This is a genomic window from Rosistilla carotiformis, assembly GCF_007753095.1.
In the GTDB taxonomy this organism is placed as follows: Bacteria; Planctomycetota; Planctomycetia; order Pirellulales; family Pirellulaceae; genus Rosistilla; species Rosistilla carotiformis.
This window is the reverse complement of record NZ_CP036348.1, coordinates 4,345,550-4,368,494: the sequence shown is the minus strand read 5'-3', so window position 1 is coordinate 4,368,494 and position 22,945 is coordinate 4,345,550. Positions and strand designations below refer to the sequence as shown.

Below are 22,945 nucleotides of genomic sequence, written 5' to 3'. Positions count from 1 at the left end.
CACAGAAACTGCGAGCCAATCAGGAACCGCTGTGAAAACAACGCATGGTTGGATAGACACCGGTAGTTCCAAAAGGGTAGCCAGTCGCCACTGTCGCAATCGAAAAAATGCGCCAGAGGTTCCGTCTTGTGGGCAATTCAAAAACGCGGGTGGGGCAGGTCGCAGCCGTCGATGACGACTTAAGCGATGATTTGATCGATCGGTCGGCCGTGATCGATCTCGAGTCGTTTGCGGCCGGGAATTTCAAGTTTGCGGGAATCGAGCCCTAGTTGTTTCAGGATCGTGGCATGGATGTCGGTCACGTAATGGCGATGTTCGACGGCATGGAAACCGATCTCGTCGGTCGCGCCATGAACGACGCCTCGTTTTAATCCGCCGCCGGCCATCCAGACCGAGAAACCATAGATATGGTGATCGCGCCCATCGCTCCCTTGCGATCCTGGGGTGCGGCCAAATTCGGTGGCGAAGACGACAAGGGTCTCGTCCAACAGGCCACGTTGTTCCAGATCTTGCAACAGGCCTCCGATCGGTTGATCGACGGCGAGCGAGTTTTTCGTGTGGTTCGCTTCCAGCTTGCCATGCGCATCCCAAGCCCCCGCACCGCCACCGCCGTGCTGGATCTGGATGAAGCGGACGCCTTGTTCGACGAGTCGTCGGGCGCCAAGCAACTGCATGCCGAACTCGCGCGAATGGGGTTGGTCGATCCCATACATCGCTTGCGTCTGGGCGGTCTCTTGAGAGAAGTCGACGACGTCCGGGATCGAACTCTGCATCCGGAAGGCGAGCTCATACGAAGCGATCCGAGCTGCCATCGCGGGATCGCTCGGATATTCCAACTGACGTCGATTGTTGAGGCGCTGGATCAGATCCTGTCCGATCTCCTGCGACGACCGCGCGAACGGGCGCTCGGGGCTGCTGAAATCCAATGGGTTGTCGGGATCGACGCGCATCGGGACTGCATCGTGCGCGGGACCCAGATAATGTCCGTCCCGTTTGTTCCAATACTCACGCTTGCCGATCGAGATGAATTGCGGCAGGTTCTCGTTGAGCGAGCCGAGACCGTAATGCACCCAGGCACCCAGCGTCGGGTAGTTACCATCGTTTAAGTGGCGGCCGGAATGGAATTGCGTTTGCGCGCCGTGGTTGCTGTCGGTCGTATACATCGACCGGACGACCGCCAGCTTGTCGGCGTGTTTGGCGATGTGCGGAAACCAATCGCTGATCTCGATGCCGCTTTCGCCATGTTTTTTGAATCCCTTCTGCAACGGATACAGTTGGTTGCGTTGGTTCCCGTTCCCATCGGGGGCGGCGACGCGGGCCAAGGCGAGTTTCTCGGGATCTTGCGTGTCGGCAAACGGCGTCTCCGAGATCGTCTTGCCGGCATATTTTGTCAACATCGGCTTCGGATCGAAGCTCTCCATCTGGCTGACACCGCCATTCATAAACAACCAGATCACACTCTTTGCTTTGGGCGGCATGTGAGGCTCGCCCGTCGGAGGCGCCCAAGCCGCTTCGTGACCGCCGGCTTCCCGCTGCAACATCGCTCCCAATGCCAAGCCGGTGAACCCCATGCCCATATCGGCTAGAAACGTACGACGCGGCGAATGGCCGTTGAAAAACTTATTCATTTCAATTTGTCCTCTCTCGATAGACGCCGGCTAACGCAGCGTGACAAAGTCGTTGTGGTTGATGATCGCCCAGATCAAATTCCCGCGAGCCGAGTCGTCGCTTCCCTCGGGCAATTCGCGCCAGGCGGTCAACGCCGATTGGCAGTCGTCGATTTCTTGAGCTGTCGGCTGGATCCCCAACAGCAACAGAAAAGCCTGTCGAACAAAGGCTTCGTCTTCGGGATGGTCGGCCGCGATTGCAGCAGCGATCTGTTGCGATGATTCGAGCACCAGCCGGCTGTTCGAAAGCGCAAGGGCTTGTTGCGGAACGATGCTTTGTTCGCGCTGGTAACACTCGGCCACCGAGGCTTCATCGAACATGCTCAACAGCAGGTTCTTCTCGTTGTTGCTGTGGAAGAAATACAAGCTGCGTCGATGCGACTTGTCCTGGTCGGCGGGGAGCACCGATGGTCCTCCTATCGTCTCGTTCAATGTTCCGGCAACAGCCAGCACCGCGTCGCGGACCGCTTGGGATTCCAACCGGATCGGAACCCTTCGCCACCAATGATGGTTGTCGGGATCTTTTGCCAGTTGTTCCTCCATTCCGCTCAGCGAGGAATCCATGCGATAGGTGCTCGAAAGGACGATCAAGCGATGCAGGTGCTTCATGTTCCAACCGCTATCGATCAATTCCGAAGCGAGCCAATCGAGCAGTTCGGGATGCGTCGGATCGTTCCCATTGCGACCGAAATCGAACGTCGAAGCGACCAACGGCTGTCCCAAGTGCCGCGTCCAAATGTGATTCGCCGCGACGCGAGCGGTCAGCGGATTGCGAGGATCGGTGATCCAACGCGCCAGCGCCGTTCGCCGGCCCGTGCTCTGCTGTGGGAACTCGACCGCTGGGTCGTCTTTGCCCGTGAATTGGAACCGCGTCGGGGTCCACTTCGCTCCCTTCAGCGGCGTAAACTGATCCGAATCCTTGACTTCCGCCTTGGCCAACGCCTCCGCTTTTTCAAGTGTCTTTTTCGCATCGGCCAGCTTCTTTTCCGCCGCCTTCAATTTGTCGGCGTTCGCTCGCGCGACCGACACCTGTTCGGCCGTCACCGCCGCGCGGGCCTTCGCGACCGCATGTTCCCGTTCCGCCCGAATCGCTGCGACCGCCTGTTCCCGGATCGCGGCAGCATCGTCGGATTCCCAAGAGGTCCGCATCGCTTGAGCGCGAGCCTGCACGCTTTCCCAATCGGCCTGGGCAACGGCGGCCTGGGCCTTCGCAAGCGCAAGTTCGAACTCCGCTGCGACCACGGGATCGACACTGGTCGCGCCACTCGACTCACGCAGTTTGACGTCGGCCGGCAACGCGGAAAGCTTGAATTCCAAAATCGACGCGATCGCGTCAAACGTGACCAACCGGATCGCACCATCCACCCGAGCCGAAGGGGTTCGAGATGCAACCATCGGTTCGCCGTTCAACGAGGCGTTGATCAGATTTCCGCGAACCTGAACTCGCAGCGTGTAATCGGTTTCCAGCTGGATGTCCGCAGGTGCACGCCCGTCGCTAGGGTAATTCGATTTGCCATTGTCGAGATAAGAGACTTGAACCTTCGGACCACCAGCGTGCGCACTCGCATAGACGAATTGTCGCGATTGATTGAGTGAATCTCCGGCGGCGAATGGTGCGTCGAATCCGATGCCAATCGATCGCCATCCACCAGCTCCGTGAATTCGAAAACGCATGCTGGCATCGAAATCCCGAGGCGGCTTCTCCAGCAACTGCAAGATCGACCGGTTGTGCCCATCCATGGTCTGCTTGACGCGACCTGGTTGAAGATCCCATTCGCCCGCTCCCCGTTGCCAACGCGAATCGTCGAACGTCGCAAAGTCTTCGACGATGGGAGTAAACGGTGTGGTCGATTCCTCGACGGGGCTTGCCCCTTCGGCCATCTTGCGTGCGTTTTCCAAGGCCGTTGTCGCTTTTTCAACGCGTGGCAGGCTCGCCTGCTGACGCTTTTGTGCGGCGGCAAGATGGTCATCCAACACCCAGGGGTGGCGTGCCGGCTGCCAAGCTTCCGGAGGAAGATCGACTGGCTCGATCGCCAACTCTTCAAACTCGAACATCTTCGGCACGCCGGGAGCGATCGCCTTCGACTTATCGGGTTGAGCTTCGTCGCCACGAATGAAGAGGTAGGTCGGCGCATCGACCAGCGCATCGAAGACGCGTGGGATACCATCCTTGTTGACGTCCAGCTCACCAGGCACGTTGTCTAAACGGACCAGATAGGGTTCAAAGAAGGCCCGCATTTTGTAGTAGTCGACATGGCCGATCGGATCGAACTTATGGTCGTGGCACTTGGCGCAGTTCATCGTCAGACCAAGCAAGCCCTTACCGACATGTTCGACCGTTTGGTCCATCCAGGTGTGTCGGTTGAAGATATAGAAGTTGCGAGCCAGAAATCCGGTGGCTCTCAGTTTGGCAGGGTCATCGGGAGCAAGCTCGTCGGCCGCCAACATCAAGCGAACCATCTCGTCGTAGGGAACGTCATTGTTCAGCGATTCAACGATCCAATCGCGCCAATGCCACATGTGCCGTTGGCTGTTTCGCAGTTGAGCATTCAGCCCCCACCAATCGCTGTAACGCCAATTGTCCATCCAGTGACGCGCCCATCGCTCGCCATGGCGCGGGTCGTCCAACAACCGGTCGACCGTTTTTTCGTACCAGTCCGACGACTGATCGTTGACAACCGCAGCGATCTCTTCGCTGGTCGGGGGCAACCCAATCAGGTCGAACGAGAGTCGCCGCAGCAACAGCACGCGATCGGCTTCGGATTGAGGCTTGATTTCATTCTTTTGATGGCCTTGAGCAATCCAGGCGTCGATCGGATTGCGGCCCCAGTTTGCATCGTCAATGACGGGAACTTCGGGACGGGCGAGCGGTTGAAACGACCAGTGCTGCGCGGGATCGGCTTCCGGGACCTCGTCGGCTGGCGAATCGGCTCCCGCCGCGATCCAGCGTTTCAAAAGGTCGACCTGTTCGGCCGAGAGCGGTTCGCCTTCGAATTCGGGTGGCATTCGGGAGCCCGGATCGGTGTCCGCCGTTCGTTCGACGATCAGGTTGAACTGAGGTTCCTCCTCGAGATCGACTGCCGCTCCCGAATCGCCCCCTTGTCGAATGAAGGCACCGGTATCGAGACGCAGGCCCCCTTCCTGCTTCAGCGCTCCATGGCAAGCGTAACAACGCTCGCGAAGCAGCGGTTTGACTTGAGTTTCATAGTCGACTTGGTTGTCGTCGGCGAAGAGGCTCGCTTGGACTGCAACCGTTAGGCAGATGATTGTCGTGCAGATTCGGCTGACAAACTTCATGATTGCCTCTCTACTTGGGGTCGGTGGGAGGGAGACCGTCGGTGGGTGGTCGGGTCATTAAGACCGGGTGATTCGATCGAATGTGGTGAGACAGAGCGGCTTCGGCAGCAGCCCAATCCTCATCGAGCAAAGCTTGCACCACGTCGCTGTGCTGCTTCAGTGTTGCAAGGGCTGCCGATCGGTCGTTGTCTTCCCAACGGAACAGCAATCGGAAATACCGGCCCTGACGTTCGAAGAAGTCGCGGATGTAGGCGTTCCCCGACGTCGCGACCAAATATTCGTGCAGCGATTCGTCGACAGGAAAGCGATCGGTGGGGGAGGGCGGCGGCGCGTTGCGTTCGAGGATCGCTTGCAGTTGTTGCTTGTCCAGTCGCGGACGGGCCAACTGCAACGCCTTCAGCTCCAACGCTTCGCGGACTTCGATAAACGCCAGCAAATCGTCCTGACGAAACGGTCGCAAACGCCAACCGCGGCGCGGGATATGATCGAGCATCCCTTCGCCAGCCAATTGGTGCAGGATGTTCCGGATCGCCGAACGGCTGAGCGAATATTTCTCGGCGGTCACCTCTTCGCGCAGGTAGACCGATTTGCCTTCGAGACTCAACAGCACCAAATCGTCGGCGATCTTTTCCGCCGGATCGACAGGCGGCTTGGGGGCCTCGGTCAGCTGGTCGACTTCTTTCAGTGCTTTGGCCAGCGGACAGGCTTCGAGTCGCCGGTTGGCTCCCTTCCGCAGCAAACCCTCATCGATCAGGTCGGCGACCGCCGCCCGCACGGGAGTGAAGCTGACGTCATAGAGTTCGGCCAACGAGTCGAGCGTCAGCTGCGCCGGGAGATCGCGACCGGATCGCAGACGTAGCGCTAAATCGTTTCGGATGAAATCGGTGATCGACATACTTCAGAACGATACTTGTCATTGGTGACAAACGCAAGTAACATTGTCAGACAAAAACAAATTTAGTTCGTGATCCCGGTGAAAAGACTGTAAATTCCCGGTGAAGGATTCTTGGATGATTTTGGCCTCACAGGACTTTGGAAGCAGAAGAAACAACATGAAAATCACCGCGATCGAAACGCACGTTTGCCACGCGAGGATGCGCAACTGGATCTTCGTTAAAGTGATCACCGACCAACCCGGCTTGGTCGGATGGGGCGAAGCGACTCTCGAATGGCACACCCGCGGTGTCGTGGGATCGATCCAAGATTTGTCCGAACTGCTGATCGGCGAGGACCCGACCAGCATCGAACATCTGTGGCAGATGATGTGGCGGCAGCATTTCTGGCACGGCAGCGGCGTCGTCCGCTCGACGGCGATCTCCGGCATCGACCTGGCGCTGTGGGATATTCTCGGCAAGGTGCATGGCGTGCCGTGCCATCGCCTGTGGGGCGGACCGGTTCGCGATTCGATCCGGATGTATTGCCATCTGGGCGGCGGCAACTTGGAAAGCTTTTACGAGACGCCGGTCGATAATGCCCGCCAGTTTGCCGACTTGGCTCAGCAAGCCGTTGCCGATGGTTTTAGCGCGTTCAAGTCGATGGCGGTTCCACCGACAATGCCTGTGGAAGGATTGAAGTCGATCAAGGCGGCCGATGCCTGCGTCGCCGCGATGCGTGAAGCGGTCGGCGACGACATCGACATCATGGTCGATTGCCACGCGCGCCCCTCCCCCGCGATGGGAATGCAGTTCGCCAAGGCGCTCGATCAATATGGACTCTATTTTTTCGAAGAGCCCTGCTGGCCCGAGAGCATCGAATCGCTCGCGGCGATCAACGCAGCGGTGACGACTCCGATCGCCACCGGCGAACGGCTGACCCATCTGGCCGCATTCCGCGATCTCTTTGCGGCGCGCGGTTGCGAGATCTGCCAGTTGGACCTCACGCACTGCGGCGGTTTCACCGAAGCCCGCCGGATCGCGGCGCTTGCCGATGCGTACCGAATCGCGCTGGCACCTCACAATCCGCAAGGTCCGATCAGCACCGCGGCTTCGCTGGAGTTCGGTTTCTCGCAGCCTAGCTACATCATTTGCGAAGCGGTTCACCAGGATGTCCCTTGGCGATGCGATGTCGTTCAAGAGAGTTACGTCGTCGATGAAGCGACGCGGACCGTCACGCCGGGCACGGCACCGGGATTGGGCGTGACCGTCGACGAAGATGAAATCCGCAAACATCCGTTCCAGCAAGAACTGGCTCAACGGGTCTTTTATTCCGACGGCGCCGTAGGAGATTGGTAATGAGTGATTCACCAGAGGCAGCTCCCACCTTCCACCACGCTGCGTTTCATGGACGCATCGGGATCGCGCTGAACGACATCACGCCCCCGGTCGGGATCTATTCCCGCAACTGGGGCGCGGCGGCGCACGATGTGGCCGATTCGATCCACCGCTCGTTGACGTTGACCGCCACGACGATCGCGTCGTTGTCAGGCGATTCGCCCTTGGTGCTGATCGATGCCGATCTCGGATGGTGGCGAACACCGGAACTTTTTCCTCGGTTTCAACAGCGGCTGTTGGAGGAGTTTTCGCTCGACAGTTCGCAACTGATCTTCGCTTTGACGCACACGCACGCCGGTCCGCCGTTGCTGGAATCGACCGATCCGCTGCCAGGAATGGAGCTGACCAAACCGTGGATCGATTCCATTTTGGAAACCGCGGTCGCCACGGTCCGCCAAGCCTTCGCTGATGCCAGCGAAGCGACGCTTGAATGGCAGACCGGGCACTGCGGACTTGCAACGACCCGCGATCTCCCCGATCCCGAATCGGAAGGCGATCACTTTTTGTGCGGCTTCGATCCCGCAGGCGAAGCCGACGGAACGCTGCTGTTGGGGCGAGTCACCGACCCGCAGGGCAACTTGCGCGCGACGATCGTCAACTACGCCTGTCACCCGACCACGCTGGCCTGGGAAAACACAGCGATCTCACCCGATTACATCGGCGCGATGCGCGAGACGATCCAGCAAGCGACTGGGGCTCCCGCCGTCTTCCTGCTCGGAGCGTGCGGCGACCAGGCGCCCCGTTATCAATATGTCGGCGACACCGCGGTCGCCGATGGGCACGGTCGCCAATTGGGATATGCCGCGCTATCGACCCTCGCCGGAATGGAGCCCGCCGGAACGCAGCTGGCCTTTGAAGGGGCCGTCACGTCGGGAGCTCCCTTAGCGAAGTGGCGGCACCAGCCGCGGAAGGCCTCTGAAAAACTCGCAGCCGTCGAATCGTCGGTCGATCTGCCGCTGAAAGACTGGCCATCAGCGGCGGAACTGGAAGCACAGCGTGTCGCCTGCACCGACCGCACGTTGCAGGAACGGTTGCTTCGCCGCCGCGATATCCGGCTCCGCCTGGGCGATGGCAAGACGTACGCGTTGCCGTTGTATATCTGGCGGATGGGGGACGCCGTGCTGGTCGGCAGCTGTTGCGAAGCCTATTCGTTGTTGCAGCGCGAATTGCGAAAGCGATTTCCCTATAACGCGATCATCTGCATGAATCTGATCAACGGCACGATCGGCTACCTGCCACCGGCGGATCTTTACGACAAAGATGTCTATGCTGTTTGGCAGACTCCATTCGACCGCGGTTGCTTGGAAGCGACATTAGAAACTCTCACCCAGGAAATCGATGACATCCTCCGCTAGCCGGCCGCAGTTGCGCGGCGTCCTTCCCGTCCTGCAAACTCCTTTCACCCCGCAGGGTGACTTTGATTTCGAGACGCTCGATCGCGAGATCCAATGGGCCTTCGACACGGGAGCCGATGGGGTTGTTGTGGCGATGGTCAGCGAAATCTTGCGGCTCAGCGAATCGGGCCGCCGCGAACTGGCCGAACATGTTTGCAAGGCAGCCCAAGGCCGCGGCACGTCGGTGATCAGCGTCGGTGCCGAGAGCACTCCGGTCGCGGTCGAACTGGCTCAGCATGCCCAGTCGGTCGGCGCGTCGGCGGTGATGGCAATTCCGCCGATCTCGACCAGCCTGAGCAGCGCCGCGACGCGCGACTACTTCGCCGCGATCGCCGCCGGCATCTCGATCCCGTTGGTGGTTCAAGACGCTTCGGGATACGTCGGTTCGGCGATTGACATCGGTGTCTACGGAGAACTGTTAGAACAATTTGGTCCCGAGCGGATTTTGTTCAAGCCTGAAGCGAGCCCGCTGGGACCGAACCTCTCCCGTCTTCGCGACGCGACCGGTGGGAAAGCACAGATTTTTGAAGGCTCTGGCGGGATCAACCTCGTCGATTGCTACCGACGCGGAATCGTCGGCACGATGCCCGGCACCGATCTGTTGGACGCAATCGTCGCCCTTTGGAATGCGCTGCAAGCGGGAGACGACGATCGGATTTATCAATTGTCGCTGCCGATCTGTGCGATCGTCGCGCTGCAGTTGTCAGCCGGACTCGATGGTTTTTTGGCGATCGAAAAACATCTGCTCGTTCGCCGCGGGATCTTCAAAAATACGGTGCAACGCCAACCTGTCGGTTGGACAATCGATGCCGAGACGGCGGCGGAAGTCGACCGGCTGTTCGATCGACTGCAGCACGTGTTATAGCCCACGATCGAATTCCTCCTTCCCGATGGCCTACCGAATATGCTGCAACAGCCCACCAAGATCCGCTATCGCACGATGGCCTGGCTGACCATCGCGTCGGGGCTGGCCTATCTTTGTCGCAACGCGATCGGCGTGGCGGAGAGTTCCGTTCGCGAGGATCTGGGGCTGACGTTGCAGCAATCGGGTTGGTTCCTGGGAGCATTTTTCTGGAGCTACGCCCTCTTCCAAGTCCCTTGCGGTTGGTTCGCGCAGCGACGTGGAACCCGATTCGCGTTGACGTTGTTTGCGATCGGATGGTCGATCGCGGCATTTGCCCTCGGCATCGCTCCAGGGTTTGGCCTGTTGATCGTCGCCCAATTGATCATGGGAATTTCCCAAGCAGGCATCTTTCCGGCGGCCTGCAATTCGATCGGGCATTGGTTTCCAATGTCGCGACGCACTTTGGCCTGTGGAATTTTGTGCGCCGGGATGCAGGTCGGCGCGATTACCGCCAGCGGGCTGACCGGCGTGCTGCTGCAATCGATCGACTGGCGCTGGGTCTTCATCCTCTTCTCGCTCCCCGGCATCGTGTGGGCCATTGGATTTGCAATCTCGTTTCGCGATCGCCCCGAGCAATTGGAGAAGGTGAACGACGAAGAATTGCAGCTGATCCACGCGCATAAAACGCAGCGGTCCGACGGCACGCATGCTCCCATCGGTGAACACCGGAACGTCCTGGGGCCGCCGCGAACCTCCGCGATCGTCTTTTTGTGCGGCCAACAGATCTGCCGCGCTTCGGGATACATGTTCTTCGCCAGTTGGTTCCCCACGTTTTTACAGGCCACGCGCGGCGTGTCGATCGAAACGTCGGGCTTCTTGCAAAGTCTGGTCCTCTGCGGGACGCTGGCTGGCAGTTTGTCGGGTGGCTTCATCACCGATTGGATCTGGCAACGGACCGGATCGCAACGGCTGAGTCGCAGCGGAATGGGATCGATGGCCCTCTGCGTGTGCGGCTTGTTGGTGCTCAGCGCGTGGCTTGTCAGCGATGTTTCACTGGCGATCGCGTTGCTTTCGCTGGGCTCGTTCTTCGCGGCCCTGGCGGGACCACCAACGTTTGCATCGACGATCGACCTCGGGGGAAACAAGGTTCCGCAACTGATGGGACTTGTCAACATGTGCGGCAACCTCGCCGCAGCCGCCTGTCCCGTCCTGGTCGGAATGTTGTTCGAATGGACCGCCAACTGGAACCTTGTGCTGCTGTTGTTCGCCGGCATCTATCTTCTCGGCGGCATCTGTTGGGCACTTGTTGCGCCGCACGGAAAGTCACCGGTACCGTCGGCCGAACAGAGCTTGGCTGGAGAGACTGGCTAGTCGATGTTGTGATCTGCCACAGGCGGTTGCGACCGGTCGAAGCGATCGCGGGCAATGTTTAACAGCGCGTAAAGGACGGCGGCGAGCATGGGCCCGACGAAGATGCCCCACAGCCCCATCAGCTTCAGTGCGCCGAGGACGGTCACCAACGCGACCAATGGGTGTAGTTTGGCTTGGTTGCCGATCACGTACGCGCGGACGAGGTTATCGGAGGTCGAGACGATGGCGGCTCCATAGGCTGCCAAACCGATCCCGCGTCCATAGTCGCCTTCGAACAACAACCATGCGGCGACCGATCCCCAGACGGCGGCCGATCCGATGAAGGGGATGAACGAACAGAACATCGTCAAGACCATCAGCACCCAAACGTTAGGGACACCCAAGATGGCAAAGGCGAGCCCGGCCAAGGCGGCTTGAACGACGCCCGCCACGACGGTCCCCATCACCACGCCGCGACAGACACAATGGAATTGTTCGCTCAGCCGTTTTTCCTCCTCGGTTTCAAGTGGCATCATCCGGTGCAGTTCATGCGTGAATAGTTCGCGATCGGCGAGGAAGTAGTACAACGCCAACGCCATGATGCACAGGCTGACGCCAAACGTAACGAGGTTGGAAATCAGCCCGCGCGTTTTGTCGTACAGTTCGACCGTTGCGCCGTCGGCGATCCCCGAGATCGATTCCTTGATTCGGTCTCGCTGGGGCGGGTCGAGTTGCCGGTAGGCTTGGTTTAGGGCCGAACCAAGTTTCGATTTTTCCAGCTTCTCGATCGTTTCATCCAACGCTTCCTCGGATTGCCCGTCAAACCAACCGACCGCGTCGCGGCCGAGCTGCGTCACTTGGTTCCCTGCCATGATCAGTGTTACGCAAATCGGCAACAGGACGACCACCAACACCAGCGCCGTCGTCAGCGCCGCGGCAATGCGGTTGTGCCCCGACAGGCCCCGCGTCAATGATTCGTGCATTGGGGCAAACAGTACCGTCAACACGATGGCGACAAAGAGCGCCAAAACAAACGGTTTGATCACGTGGAAGAAGAGCAGTCCGAAGAGACCGATCAATCCGATCAGCAACCAGAATGAAAAATGACGAGGCATGTTTTTGGGTATCGAGTGCGATCGAGAGAACGGCGATTCGCGTGTGGCGTCCGAAGGAGTGATTGATCGTATTTCCATCAAATGGCTCGATCCTCACCCATTCACGCCGGTAGCGCGGTTAGCGAAACATCGGTTCCGCCAACCGATCGATCCACGCAATTGGCGTGCCGCACGCTGCGACGGCGTTTTGGTTGCCAACGCTTCGTTCCCGGGAAGCGCAGACTCAATCGTCCGCAACTATTCGGCCAGTGGCAGTTGAGCGTAGTAGTTCGCCAACGCTTCGATCTCCTCAGCCGTCAGCTTGTCGGCGATCGAGTGCATCCGCTCGACTCGTTCGGTCCCGCCACGAGCCCGTCGTTGCAGCAGTTCCAGCTGCTGCGTCAGATACCAAACGGGTTGTCCGGCCAACTTGGGATAGTCGTCGCTGCGTTGGATCGTTCCTGGACCGTGGCAGGCGGCACAGGCGGCGATCTTCTTTTGTCGGTCTCCTCGGTGGGCGAGCGACTTGCCACGCTCTACCACTTCGTCGAGATCGGCCGGATTCGATTCGGCAACGGTCGGCGTTGTCGTTTCTCGTTCGACATCCGGTTCCGCTGCGTAGAACGCCGCAAGTTCCGCGATCTGCGGATCGGACAGCCGTGCTGCGATCGGTTGCATGATTCCGCTATGCCGCGCTCCCGTTTTAAAGGCCTGCAGCGACTGTTCGAGATACGCCTGGGATTGCGATGCGAGCAGCGGAACCCGCGGTCCAGCAGACGGCGAAGTCGACGTGCCATGGCACGCGGCGCACGCCTGAGCCGCCAGTTGTTCGACCGGCGAATCGGATTCCGTCTCGACCTGCACGTGGCGATCGTAGGCTTCCGCATCCAGCTGGGACAACTGTTGCAGGAAGGCGACGACCGGCCAGACATCATCGTCGCGAGCCTGCGTTGGCCAGGCGGGCATCCCGGCAAACTTAATCCCATGCTTGACGATGTAGAACAGCTCGCGTGGTTCTTTGTCGAGCGGAGTGCCGGGCAGGTAAGGAGGCGAGGGAGTCATGTGCCCGGCGACGACGGGAGCCGGGCTCCCGGGGCGGCCGTGACACCAGCGGCAATTGGAATCGTAGGTTGCCGCGCCCAAACGAATCATGCCAAGCTGATCCAGCGGATGCGGCTCGATACCGGAGCTGTGGAAGTCGACCGAGCGATCGCTTGCGTAGTCCAAGAACCAACGCGTGATCGGCCAATGTCCGCCGCTGGCGTTAATCGGTGCGATCCCCGAGACGAGGACAAACAGACCGATCGCGCCGAGCCCGGCCAGCAGGATGGAGAGCTCTTTCAGTCGTCGTTTCATCGTGTGTTCGCCTTTCCAAAAGATGACCTCTTCGCCGCCCCGATCGGCATCCGGATCGGATCGACGAGGTCGCGCGTCAGCCACAATCCGCCGGTCAAAAACGCCAGCCCGCCGACGACCAGCATCACCGCGCCGCCGAGATGTTGGTCCATGATCGGCGTCAGCCCTGTGCCGCCGTGATGATGGGAATAGAGCAACCTTGGCGACATGACTAACAACGCGCCCAACAGCGTCATGTGCATCGATGTCAACAACAGCCCGATCACGCCGGCGGCGCTGCGGCCGCGGTCCCGCGGCTGCGATCCACCGAAAGCGGACAGCCAAACCCAAACGCCAGCGGCGAGGAACATCGACTGTTCGACAACAAACCCGAACGCATCGTGGCGTGCCCAGTGATGCAGTCCCGGGGCGTGCCAGGCCCAAACGATCAACAGCTCGCCAACCGATGCCGGGACGGGGGCGAACAGCTTTGGAAATCGGAGTACCGGATCCCATCGACGCCCCGCCGCAGCGATCGACAATATCGGCGCCGCGACGGCAACGACCGCCATGTGCAGCGTCATGTGCGCGGCGAAGGAATGGTTGGCCATTTCCGGCAGCGGACCAAGCCAGGCGATCGCCAAAACTAACCATCCCAAATTCCAAAGCATCGGTCGCATTAGTCACAGCTCCCGATAAAGAGGACCACCAACGCGGTGAAGAGCGTGGCGACGCCGCTGAGTGCGGCCAACAGAAGCGTCGCATAACCGATGAAGCGCAGCTGGACGTCCGACGTGTTGCCGTCGTGCGGCGCGGAGGCGTCTCCGTGGCGATGCTGTCGGTGACTGTGCCAACCAACCAACGCGATCACCCCCAACGCAACAAGCGTATAAATCGCGATCGCGATTCGGATCGGCATCGCGTCGCCGGTCTCCGATTTGGCGCAAACGATCGCGATCGTGAGATAACTGGCTAGAAAATGGATCGCCCAGGTCGTCGGCGGGATCAGCAACCAGACGATGTGATTTCGGAGCGCGCGGTAGCTGACCGCTGGCGTCGTCGTTTGCATGTCGTCCGATTCCGCTGGCGTTGTCGTGTTGGTCGCATCCGTCATCGGTCACCTCATGCAACAAAAGGAAAGCCTGCGATCACGGCGACGGTGATCGCCGCAGTCAGCGCCATGAAGTGCCAGTAGAGCGAGACGTTCATGATGTCGGCATCGTGAACCGCGTCCATCCTGCCCGCCATGCGTCGTGCGGCGCAGTAGATCAGCATCAGCAAACCGACGGCCAAATGAAGCGTCATCCAAAGCACCAACACGCAGACCATCGCCGGATAGACGTGGCTGGTCGGATCCATCTTGTTGGCGATCGGAGCCGCAGCGGTGGTGACGCCAGCGTGAATCGTCGCCAACGCCCCGATGCCGATCGCTGAATAAAACAGGGCGGGGCGATCGCGGCGGTTCCACCGGCGTGCGGCGAGAGTGCATGCCCAAGCGACGCCCACGGCGGCCAAACCGCCAAGCGGATAGAAGATCCCCGGGCCGGGCTGGTCGGCTGGCGGGAATTGTTCGTGTACCGTCCAGTAGAAAAAGTAACCGAAGACCAACGCCATGAAGGCTGTCATGTCGCCAAGCATCGTGATGAACATCGCCCACCAACCGACCGCTTGTGGACCGGAGACGTAGAGCGGCAGATGCAGCCCGCGGCCGACGTCTTTGCATGGTTTTTCGGGGATCGGTGCGGTGCCGGTCCACAGCCAAATGATTATGCAGACCAACGCCAACAGGCCGCTGATCCCGGCGGCGGTGTACCAGTGGAACGTCGAAAGGATGAACAGCCCGCCGGTGAAGATCGCGGCAAATATCGGGATAAACGACGGCCCTGGGACGCGTAAACACTGCTGCGGATGGGCGTCCATCGTCGATGTGACCAGCGTTTCGCGGAGCCCTTCTTCGGCATCGGGAAGATAGAAATTCCCTTCATCGACGTCGCGGACAAAGTTCGCTTGGTCCCACAGCGGATAACGGCTCTCGATGATCGGGATCGATCGGATTCCCCAAGGTCGGTCGGGGACATCGGCCAGCCATTCCAACGTCCCCGCGTTCCAACAATTCCTTGCCGCATGCGCCTGCTTGCGCTTCGGACGAAGAACATCCCACAGAAAGACCGCAAAGCCAGCGGCTAACACAAACGCACCGATCGAGGAGACAAGGTTCAGCGTGTCGAAGCCCATCTCGGCCGGGTAGGTGTAGACGCGGCGCGGCATCCCGATCAAGCCGGTCAAATGCATCGGGAAGAAGCTGACGTTGAAACCGATCAGCGTCAACCAAAAGGCCAGTTTGCCCAGCCGCTGCGACAACGGTTTCCCCATCACCAGCGGGTAGTAATAGTAGACGCCGGCCATGATCGGGAAGATCGTGCCACCGACCAGGACGTAGTGCAAATGGCCGACGATGAAATAGGTGTCGTGGGCTTGATAATCGAACGGAGCGATCGCGATCATCACGCCGGTCAGACCGCCGATGATGAAGGTCGCCAGGCCGGCGAGGGCGAACCACAAACAGACCGATGACCGCACGCGGCCGATCAACAGCGTGGCGATAAAGCAGAAGATCTGCACGCCGGTCGGGATCGCGACCGCTTCGGAAGCTGCTGAAAAGATCCCGATCGTCAGCCCAGGCAGCCCGGTGGTGAACATGTGGTGGACCCACAAACCAAAGCTGAGGAAGCCGGTTCCGACGGCGGCCAACACGATCCACGAATAACCGACCATCGGGGTCCGTGCGAATGTGGGAACGATCATCGCCAGTAGCGCGATCGATGGGAGGAAGACGATATAGACTTCGGGGTGTCCAAAAATCCAAAACAGGTGCTGCCACAACATCGGGTCGCCGCCGCGCGATGCGTCGAAGAAGGGCCAGTCGAGCGAGCGTTCGAGCTCCATCAACAGGTCGCCGGCGATCAACGGTGGAAAGGCGAACAGGATCATCGCGGCGACGACCAGGATGTACCAGGCGTACAGCGGGATCAGGTTCAATCGCATTCCCGGCGGGCGGCATTTTAAGACGCCGACGATCAGTTCGACTGCGGCGGCGATCGATGCGATCTCGATGAAGGAGAGTCCCAGCAGCCAGATGTCGGGGCCGACATCGGTCTGATATTCGGTGGTCATCGGCGGATACATGAACCAGCCGCCGCGAGGGGCGACGCCGAAGAAGAGCGATCCGCAAACGAAGATCCCGCCGATCAAGAAGCACCAATATCCGTAAGCCGACAAGCGTGGGAAGGGAAGGTCGCGGGCCCCCATCATCTGCGGAAGCAACAGGATCGAGATCGCTTCGAGAATCGGCACGGCAAACAAGAACATCATCACGCTGCCGTGCATCGTGAAGACTTGGTTGTACTGATCGGGAGTCAGCCAATCGTTTTCGGGGATCGCCAACTGGGCTCGCATGATCAAGGCCAGCACGCCGCCGAACAGGAAAAATGCAAACGCGGTGACGGTGTACCAGAGGCCGATTTCGGAGTTGTTCACCGCAGACCAATATCGCCATCCCGTCGGCGTCTTCCACGGTTCCAACAGCCGCTTCTCCTGATCGGTCAGTTCCGCCGCGGGAGCTGTTGCCGGCTCGGACGTCGGTTGCGATTCGGGCTTGTTGTCGTCGGGATGGTCACTCATTTCAGCCCCTCCAGAAACGTCGCGATCTCGGCGGCTTGCTGTCGATCCATCGCATGGAACGCCGGCATGTCGACGCCCGGTTTCACGCGATCGGTCTCGGTGATCCAGCGGACGAGGTTGGCATGGTTGTTCGGCAGCAGCCCTGCGGCGATGCTGGGACGCGATCCAAAGTGAGTCAAGTCGGGCCCCATGCTCCCTTTCGCATCGGTGCCACGAATCGCGTGGCAGGCGTGACAGCCAACGGCAAAGAAGTGTTTTTCGCCAGCGACCGCAGCGGGTTCTTGCGAGGAAGCCGTCGGTCGCGTGAGTTGCTTAAGCCAGGAGTCGAACTCATCGGCTGGCATCACGACGACATCAAAGTTCATCTGAGCGTGGGCCGCACCACAAAACTCCGCACAGACGCCGCGAAAGGTTCCGACACGTGTCGGATGCAGTTTCAACCGCGTTTGGCGGCCGGGCATCATGTCGACTTTGCCTCCCAACGCCGGGATCCAAAACGAATGGATGACGTCTTCGCTGTCGAGCTTGAACTCGACGGGACGGCCGACGGGCAGACGGATTTCGTTCGCGGTTTCGACAACGGTTTCGTCGTCGATGTGATACGTGATCCTCCACCACCAACGGACGCCGCTGACATGGACTTGCAGGCTGCCCTGGGGAGCTGGGCGCTGCAGTTCGGGCATCATCGGGAGGGACACACACAGCAATCCGGTCAGGACGATCGTCGGGAAAACCGCACCGCCACCGATCACCCAACGCTTGATCGTCTGGGGATGATGTTGGCCGGGTTGGTAGATCGCGTAGACGGCGAGGCCGACGACGATGATCCAAATCACGACCGCCCCGGCGCTCATCCAATAGAACAACAGCGCGATCGCTTCGGCGGCTTCGCCAGCGGGTTGGAGCGTCGATTGGGGCATGAAGGAAAGGGTCCTGGAAGGATTGACGGGCGCCGGGAGAACTATGGATCGATCACGTTGCTTTCCTTGGGAGAATCGCTCGCCCCGCCGGTCGGGTTCCACGTCGCAGCGAGAGAACGCAAGCAAATGCAATCGATGTGCCAGAGGGGGCAATCCACCGAATCGGGGGTGTTTTCCGCCGCGAGTGGTCGCTTAGGAACCAGCCTGCTGGGGAAGCGAGCAATATCGCGTGACACTCCGAGGGGGACGCGAATCGATGCGGAGCGGGGGCGATGCGGGCGGCGTCCTAGAAGCTGAGTCGGGCAGGGGGTAGAATCACCGCGATGTTACTGGTGCTTGATAACTACGACAGCTTTGTCCACAACCTGGCCCGCTATCTGCGGCGGCATGGGCATCGCACGTTGGTCGTTCGCAGCGACCAGATCGGGATTGAAGACGTCCGACGGATCGGGCCCACCGGGCTGATCCTTTCACCTGGGCCCCAAGCGCCCGATCAGGCAGGGGCTTGTGTGGAGATCACGCGTGCCTTCGCGGGCCAGTTGCCCATTTTGGGTGTTTGTTTGGGACACCAGATCATCGCTCAAGCGTTCGGTGGACGGATTGTTCGGGCGCATCCGATGCATGGGGTGCCCAGCATGATCGAGCACGGTGGCGACGGTTTGTTTGCCGGTTTGCCCAGTCCTTTTGCTGCCGGACGCTACCATTCCTTGGTCGCCGACGCGGCCGCCATCCCCGACGTGTTGCAGGTAACCGCCTGGACTGATGACCGTGGTGCTGCACCGGATGCACCCGAGGTGGGGGACTGCAGCGATGCGGCCGTGCGATTGGTGATGGGGATCCGCCATCGTGAGTTTCCGATTTTTGGCGTCCAATTCCACCCCGAATCGATTTTGACCGACCAGGGGGACGCGCTGTTGAAGAACTTCCTGCGTCATCTTCCTACCGAATCGCCGACGGCCTGCTCATGATCTTGGAAAGTCTTGTCACTTCGGTGAATGCCAATGGCGAAGTCAACGTCGCACCGATGGGGCCCGTGGTCGATCGTGAAATCACGACGATCGAATTGCGACCCTTCAAAACATCGACCACGCATGGGAATCTCCGTGCTACATCGCGAGCCGTCGTCCATGTGACCGACGACGTCTTGATGATCGCTCGGGCAGCAATTGGGCGGATCGAACCGCCGGTCAGGGAAATCGAAGGGGGATGGTTCGTGTTGGAAAATGCAAGCCGTTGGTTCGCCATCGAAGTGGTCGCTTGGAACGACGACCCGCAGCGTCCGACGGCGGAGTGCGCGATCGTCCGCCAGGGGAGCGGTCCCCCATTCTTCGGGCTCAATCGAGCCAAGCATGCCGTGATAGAAGCTGCGATCTTGGCGACCCGCACGCATCTGATTCCCGCTGCGGAGATTGCTGCCGATCTGGAACGCTTGCGTGTCTTGATCGACAAAACAGGGGGTGCTCAGGAGCACGAAGCCTTTGAGTTGCTGCGGGCGTCGATTGCACAGCAGGTCGGGTAGTATGGGTGAGTTCTGCGGGAAGACCAAGTTTTTCTATCGAATTGAGCGTGTTTGCTGAATTCATCGCCCGATGCTTACCTGTGTGGTCCCTTTGGGGGTGCATGGCTTCGTGGTGGTCCGGGTTTTGTATTTGTGAGTGGCTTGCCGCCGATGGGGCGGTCACCCTCTGAGTTCCCTTGTCTTCTTTGCTTTCGGCAAGGGGGTTATCGGTAAGATGTACCGGGTCTAAAAGGCTGGCTAGGGGGGCGGTGTCCCCTCGAATTTGGCGGTGAAAGAGTCGCATACGTCAAGAGATCAGGAAAAGTTTGCGGTCGTTTAATCGTTGCGATCGTCAAACTCGATAGGTCGTATTCCCGACTGTAACGATTGTCGGGGTCGCAGCGGGGGGGAAGTATTAAACGAAGGAAAAGCCAGCCTTGTTTTCATAATGCTAACAAACAATCCCGATCTATACTTCGTCGGAGAAAGGGGGTCAGTGGCATCTCGTGATGTCACCTCTCCCGATCGCTGGCAAGCAACGACGTGTCGATTGAACACGACGTTGACGTAGGACGCAGGTGAGTCGCGTAGTCGAACTCACGCGCAACCCGCAAAACGCCGTCGCGGTCAGACGCCCGGTCCAAGTTTCAGCTTAAGTGTGGTGACAGGCCGTTGGCCCTCCACATGGGTTAGCCCGCTTTATATGAGCGGGTCCAAATACAGGTCCACGTTGAACCGCAAAGAGGGAATAATAGCATGACCCGGATTAATACAAACGTTCCATCGCTCGTCGCACAAAATCGCCTGCAATCATCCAACGGCGATTTGCAAGAAGCTCTGACTCGGTTGAGCACCGGTCTTCGCATCAATTCGGGATCGGACGATCCGGCCGGTTTGATCGCTAGCGAAGCACTGCGAAGCGAAATCACCAGTCTCAACAAGGCGGTCAGCAACACCGAGCGCGCCAACCAAATCATCGCAACCGCCGACAGCGCCCTGGGACAGGTAAGCACGCTGTTGAACGACGTTCGCGGTCTGGTTGTTGAAGCGGCAAATAGTGGAGCTTTGAGCCCCGACGAAATCGCGGCGAATCAATTGCAGGTCGACAGCTCCCTGGAAGCGATCAACCGTATTTCGCAAACCACGACCTTCCAAGGTCGCAAACTGTTGGACGGCAGCCTGGACTTCTTGACCAGCGGCACGTCGAACTTCAATAAGATCGAAAACCTGCAGATCGACCAAGCCAACTTGGGCAACTTGGGTAAAATCCAAGTCGATGTATCGGTTCAAGAGGCGGCGACGAAGGCGTCGGTGAACATTAATAATGTACCCGCCTCGGGTGCGGGTACGGGCAAGATCACCCTGTCGAACTCGACAGGTGCCGCCGACGAAGCGAAGACCGGCGATTTGGAGACGGCTGGCGGAGCTGACTATACCATCGACGTTCTCGACGGCAGCAGCCTTGATGGTGTCGCCGGTAACGATCTGACGGTTGATGTCAAAAGTGGTGCGACGACCGCTTTGACACAAGCGACGACCGCAGTGAAGTCACTTGCTGGCGGCGGCAGCTTTACCATCTCGGCGAAAGAGGGCGGTGCCCTCGACGGCGGACTTGGCAACGCAGCGACGGTTCAATTTGCAGCTGGTAACACCGCGACCGCACAAGCCGAATCGGCTGGGTTCGACGTCAACGGCGTTACCGACGCATTCACCGTTTCGGCAAAAGCTGGCGGAGCCTTCGACGGAACCGCGGGTAATGCACTGACTGTCGAAATCGTCAGCGGTACTCCCGCCAGCGGTTCAGCTTCGATCGCCGAAGCGGCGGGTGTCGTGACGATCACCGTCGACGACACGGTTGGTGTGACTTTGGAAGATATCCAAACTGCTTTGGCTGGCAGTGCCGATTTCGAATTCAACATCGCCGAAGGAAACGAAGAAGTCGTCTTCCGATCCGACGGATCGGACGATGGCGCCGCGATACCGCTTAATGGCGGAACCGCGGGTGCCAACGCAGCGGCTTTGGTCAGCCGAACCGGTGACGCGTTGACGATCACTGTCAATGAACTCTCGGATCAAACGTTGACCGACATCAAAGCGGCTTTAGAAGCGGACGCCGAATTCAACGACGACTTCAAGATCCAATTGGGAAGTGCTGGAACCGACGTTTTCGCATCATCGGGAACCACCGATGACGATGCTTTGGCACAGACATTCACCGGCGGTACGAACGCCGCTGCGGAAGTCTCGTTTGCCGATGGCAAGCTGTCGATCACCGTCGACAACACCACCGCGCAAAACCTGTCGGCGATCCAAGCCGCTTTGGATGCTTCGACCACACTGTTGGACGGCACCGACACGTTCAGCGATCTATTTGCAGTAACCGTTAACACCGACAACGTCTTTGCCGTCGATGGCAGCGACGATGTCGAAGACGAAGAGTTCAGCGGTGGTACCGGTTCGACAGCAACCGACGAGATCACGATCACCACGCCGCAAGGAAAAGAGTTCAACGGCACGATCACGATCAACAACAGTGGCGACACGGGCGGCGCTGTGACGGCGAGCGTTGATGAAAATAACAACATCACGATCACGATCGACGACGACTCCGACACCGCGTTGGCCGACATCATCGCGGCGATCGAAAACGATCTGACCGGCTACTCGGCTGAACTGACCACCAACGACGGTGACGGCATCCTGCACGCAGGCGTTGACGCGATCACGACGACCGAAATCGAAGATGCTGATGACGGGGGTATCGCCGCCGACGTCGTCTTCGAATTGGCGGGTGAAACCGGATCGGAAGTTTTCAATATCAGTGCTGGCACGACGCTGGAACAATTGATCGCGCAGATCAATCTTGTCTCCGAAGCGACCGGCGTCACCGCTTCGGCCAACGAGAACACGTTGGAATTGAATTCGACCGAATACGGTTCGAAAGCCTTCGTCGATCTGAAGATCATCGAAGAGGGTGCCGACGGAACCTTTGGTGCCGAAGTGGAAGAGGGAGCTCGAGCGGTTGGTACCGATATCAAGGCGAAGGTCAACGGTGTCGACGCCAGTGGCGACGGCAACAAGCTGACGATCAACACCGGAACGCTCGACCTGAACATGTCGGTTGAAGCGGACTATGTCGGTTCGATCGAATTCGACATCAACGGTGGTGGAGCCCTGTTCCAACTGGGTAGCCAAGTCGTTGCGAACCAACAAGCTCGCATCGGCATCGGCAGCGTGAACACCGCTCAATTGGGTGGCGTTAGCGGTAAGTTGTTCGAATTGGGCGAAGGTGGCCGAGCCGCTCTGGGAACCGATCCCACCGCAGCCGCAGCGATCGTCGACGAAGCGATCGACCAAGTGACGGGGCTTCGCGGTCGATTGGGTGCGTTCCAACGAACGACGATCGAAAGCAACTTGGTCAGCTTGAACGACACCGTGGCGAACCTGCAGGAAGCGGAATCGAGCATCCGTGATGCCGACTTCGCTGCCGAATCGGCTCGTCTGACACGTGCTCAGATTCTGGTTCAATCGGGTACTTCGGTCTTGTCGCTGGCAAACCAAAACCCACAAAACGTCCTCTCGCTGTTGGGCTAAT

16 protein-coding genes are annotated in these 22,945 nt (G+C 59.4%); 7 read left to right on the top strand and 9 right to left on the bottom strand.

What is annotated here, in order from left to right; genetic code table 11:
• Positions 1-179: 179 nt before the first annotated feature.
• The 3 genes from Poly24_RS15765 to Poly24_RS15755 are packed head-to-tail and all read right to left on the bottom strand — an operon-like array spanning position 180 to position 5,859.
• The gene (locus Poly24_RS15765; RefSeq protein ID WP_145097273.1) at positions 180-1,628 is read right to left on the bottom strand and encodes a DUF1501 domain-containing protein; all 1,449 of its coding nucleotides are present in this window, start codon (positions 1,626-1,628) and stop codon (positions 180-182) included.
• Between the two features lie 30 nt (positions 1,629-1,658).
• Positions 1,659-4,964 (bottom strand): DUF1553 domain-containing protein, encoded by a 3,306-nt coding sequence (locus Poly24_RS15760; RefSeq protein WP_145097270.1) that lies wholly within the window; start codon positions 4,962-4,964, stop codon positions 1,659-1,661.
• A gap of 10 nt (positions 4,965-4,974) precedes the next feature.
• Positions 4,975-5,859, bottom strand: coding sequence for a GntR family transcriptional regulator (locus Poly24_RS15755; protein WP_145097267.1), 885 nt, complete (start codon positions 5,857-5,859; stop codon positions 4,975-4,977).
• Between the two features lie 157 nt (positions 5,860-6,016).
• Here Poly24_RS15755 and dgoD point away from each other — a divergent pair, with 157 nt between their 5' ends.
• From dgoD to Poly24_RS15735, 4 genes are read left to right on the top strand one after another with little or no spacing between them, the layout of a single operon-like run.
• Positions 6,017-7,195: a galactonate dehydratase gene (dgoD, locus tag Poly24_RS15750; protein ID WP_145097265.1), complete on the top strand. Its 1,179-nt coding sequence runs from the start codon at positions 6,017-6,019 to the stop codon at positions 7,193-7,195.
• Positions 7,195-8,589 (top strand): alkaline ceramidase, encoded by a 1,395-nt coding sequence (locus tag Poly24_RS15745; protein ID WP_145097262.1) that lies wholly within the window; start codon positions 7,195-7,197, stop codon positions 8,587-8,589. The genes dgoD and Poly24_RS15745 overlap by 1 nt, the downstream gene beginning before the upstream one ends.
• Positions 8,573-9,493: a dihydrodipicolinate synthase family protein gene (locus Poly24_RS15740; RefSeq protein WP_145097259.1), complete on the top strand. Its 921-nt coding sequence runs from the start codon at positions 8,573-8,575 to the stop codon at positions 9,491-9,493. The genes Poly24_RS15745 and Poly24_RS15740 overlap by 17 nt, the downstream gene beginning before the upstream one ends.
• 39 nt (positions 9,494-9,532) lie before the next feature.
• Positions 9,533-10,843 carry an MFS transporter gene (locus Poly24_RS15735; RefSeq protein WP_145097256.1) on the top strand — a complete coding sequence of 437 codons (1,311 nt, stop codon included), beginning with the start codon at positions 9,533-9,535 and terminating at the stop codon, positions 10,841-10,843.
• Here Poly24_RS15735 and Poly24_RS15730 read toward each other — a convergent pair.
• The 6 genes from Poly24_RS15730 to coxB form a co-directional block, all read right to left on the bottom strand.
• Positions 10,840-11,937, bottom strand: coding sequence for an AI-2E family transporter (locus tag Poly24_RS15730; RefSeq protein ID WP_197451948.1), 1,098 nt, complete (start codon positions 11,935-11,937; stop codon positions 10,840-10,842). The genes Poly24_RS15735 and Poly24_RS15730 overlap by 4 nt on opposite strands.
• A 237-nt stretch (positions 11,938-12,174) precedes the next feature.
• Positions 12,175-13,272 carry a c-type cytochrome gene (locus Poly24_RS15725; RefSeq protein ID WP_145097250.1) on the bottom strand — a complete coding sequence of 366 codons (1,098 nt, stop codon included), beginning with the start codon at positions 13,270-13,272 and terminating at the stop codon, positions 12,175-12,177.
• The gene (locus Poly24_RS15720) at positions 13,269-13,931 is read right to left on the bottom strand and encodes a cytochrome c oxidase assembly protein (protein ID WP_145097247.1); all 663 of its coding nucleotides are present in this window, start codon (positions 13,929-13,931) and stop codon (positions 13,269-13,271) included. Before Poly24_RS15720 ends, Poly24_RS15725 begins: the two co-directional genes overlap by 4 nt.
• Positions 13,931-14,365 carry a transmembrane prediction gene (locus Poly24_RS15715; protein WP_231753168.1) on the bottom strand — a complete coding sequence of 145 codons (435 nt, stop codon included), beginning with the start codon at positions 14,363-14,365 and terminating at the stop codon, positions 13,931-13,933. Before Poly24_RS15715 ends, Poly24_RS15720 begins: the two co-directional genes overlap by 1 nt.
• 8 nt (positions 14,366-14,373) lie before the next feature.
• Positions 14,374-16,932: a cytochrome c oxidase subunit I gene (ctaD, locus tag Poly24_RS15710; protein ID WP_145097244.1), complete on the bottom strand. Its 2,559-nt coding sequence runs from the start codon at positions 16,930-16,932 to the stop codon at positions 14,374-14,376.
• Positions 16,929-17,852 carry a cytochrome c oxidase subunit II gene (gene coxB, locus Poly24_RS15705; RefSeq protein WP_145097241.1) on the bottom strand — a complete coding sequence of 308 codons (924 nt, stop codon included), beginning with the start codon at positions 17,850-17,852 and terminating at the stop codon, positions 16,929-16,931. Before coxB ends, ctaD begins: the two co-directional genes overlap by 4 nt.
• Before the next feature lie 323 nt (positions 17,853-18,175).
• Between coxB and Poly24_RS15700 the strand changes: the two genes are divergently transcribed.
• The 3 genes from Poly24_RS15700 (at position 18,176) to Poly24_RS15690 (ending at position 22,944) form a co-directional block, all read left to right on the top strand.
• The gene (locus tag Poly24_RS15700; protein WP_145097238.1) at positions 18,176-18,820 is read left to right on the top strand and encodes an anthranilate synthase component II; all 645 of its coding nucleotides are present in this window, start codon (positions 18,176-18,178) and stop codon (positions 18,818-18,820) included.
• A complete protein-coding gene (locus Poly24_RS15695) occupies positions 18,817-19,371 on the top strand; it encodes a DUF447 domain-containing protein (protein WP_145097235.1) in 555 nt (184 codons plus the stop codon). The genes Poly24_RS15700 and Poly24_RS15695 overlap by 4 nt, the downstream gene beginning before the upstream one ends.
• A gap of 735 nt (positions 19,372-20,106) precedes the next feature.
• Positions 20,107-22,944 (top strand): flagellin N-terminal helical domain-containing protein, encoded by a 2,838-nt coding sequence (locus tag Poly24_RS15690; protein ID WP_231753167.1) that lies wholly within the window; start codon positions 20,107-20,109, stop codon positions 22,942-22,944.
• Position 22,945 lies beyond the last annotated feature (1 nt).

Bases quoted from the DNA above. Each gene is read 5' to 3' on its own strand.
- Poly24_RS15715 (WP_231753168.1), bottom strand. From the start codon at position 14,365: ATGACGGATGCGACCAACACGACAACGCCAGCGGAATCGGACGACATG.
- Poly24_RS15735 (WP_145097256.1), top strand. From the start codon at position 9,533: ATGCTGCAACAGCCCACCAAGATCCGCTATCGCACGATGGCCTGGCTG.
- Poly24_RS15700 (WP_145097238.1), top strand. From the start codon at position 18,176: ATGTTACTGGTGCTTGATAACTACGACAGCTTTGTCCACAACCTGGCC.
- dgoD (WP_145097265.1), top strand. From the start codon at position 6,017: ATGAAAATCACCGCGATCGAAACGCACGTTTGCCACGCGAGGATGCGC.
- ctaD (WP_145097244.1), bottom strand. From the start codon at position 16,932: ATGAGTGACCATCCCGACGACAACAAGCCCGAATCGCAACCGACGTCC.
- Poly24_RS15765 (WP_145097273.1), bottom strand. From the start codon at position 1,628: ATGAATAAGTTTTTCAACGGCCATTCGCCGCGTCGTACGTTTCTAGCC.
- Poly24_RS15695 (WP_145097235.1), top strand. From the start codon at position 18,817: ATGATCTTGGAAAGTCTTGTCACTTCGGTGAATGCCAATGGCGAAGTC.
- Poly24_RS15730 (WP_197451948.1), bottom strand. From the start codon at position 11,937: ATGCCTCGTCATTTTTCATTCTGGTTGCTGATCGGATTGATCGGTCTC.
- coxB (WP_145097241.1), bottom strand. From the start codon at position 17,852: ATGCCCCAATCGACGCTCCAACCCGCTGGCGAAGCCGCCGAAGCGATC.
- Poly24_RS15760 (WP_145097270.1), bottom strand. From the start codon at position 4,964: ATGAAGTTTGTCAGCCGAATCTGCACGACAATCATCTGCCTAACGGTT.
- Poly24_RS15755 (WP_145097267.1), bottom strand. From the start codon at position 5,859: ATGTCGATCACCGATTTCATCCGAAACGATTTAGCGCTACGTCTGCGA.
- Poly24_RS15725 (WP_145097250.1), bottom strand. From the start codon at position 13,272: ATGAAACGACGACTGAAAGAGCTCTCCATCCTGCTGGCCGGGCTCGGC.
- Poly24_RS15720 (WP_145097247.1), bottom strand. From the start codon at position 13,931: ATGCGACCGATGCTTTGGAATTTGGGATGGTTAGTTTTGGCGATCGCC.
- Poly24_RS15740 (WP_145097259.1), top strand. From the start codon at position 8,573: ATGACATCCTCCGCTAGCCGGCCGCAGTTGCGCGGCGTCCTTCCCGTC.
- Poly24_RS15745 (WP_145097262.1), top strand. From the start codon at position 7,195: ATGAGTGATTCACCAGAGGCAGCTCCCACCTTCCACCACGCTGCGTTT.
- Poly24_RS15690 (WP_231753167.1), top strand. From the start codon at position 20,107: ATGACCCGGATTAATACAAACGTTCCATCGCTCGTCGCACAAAATCGC.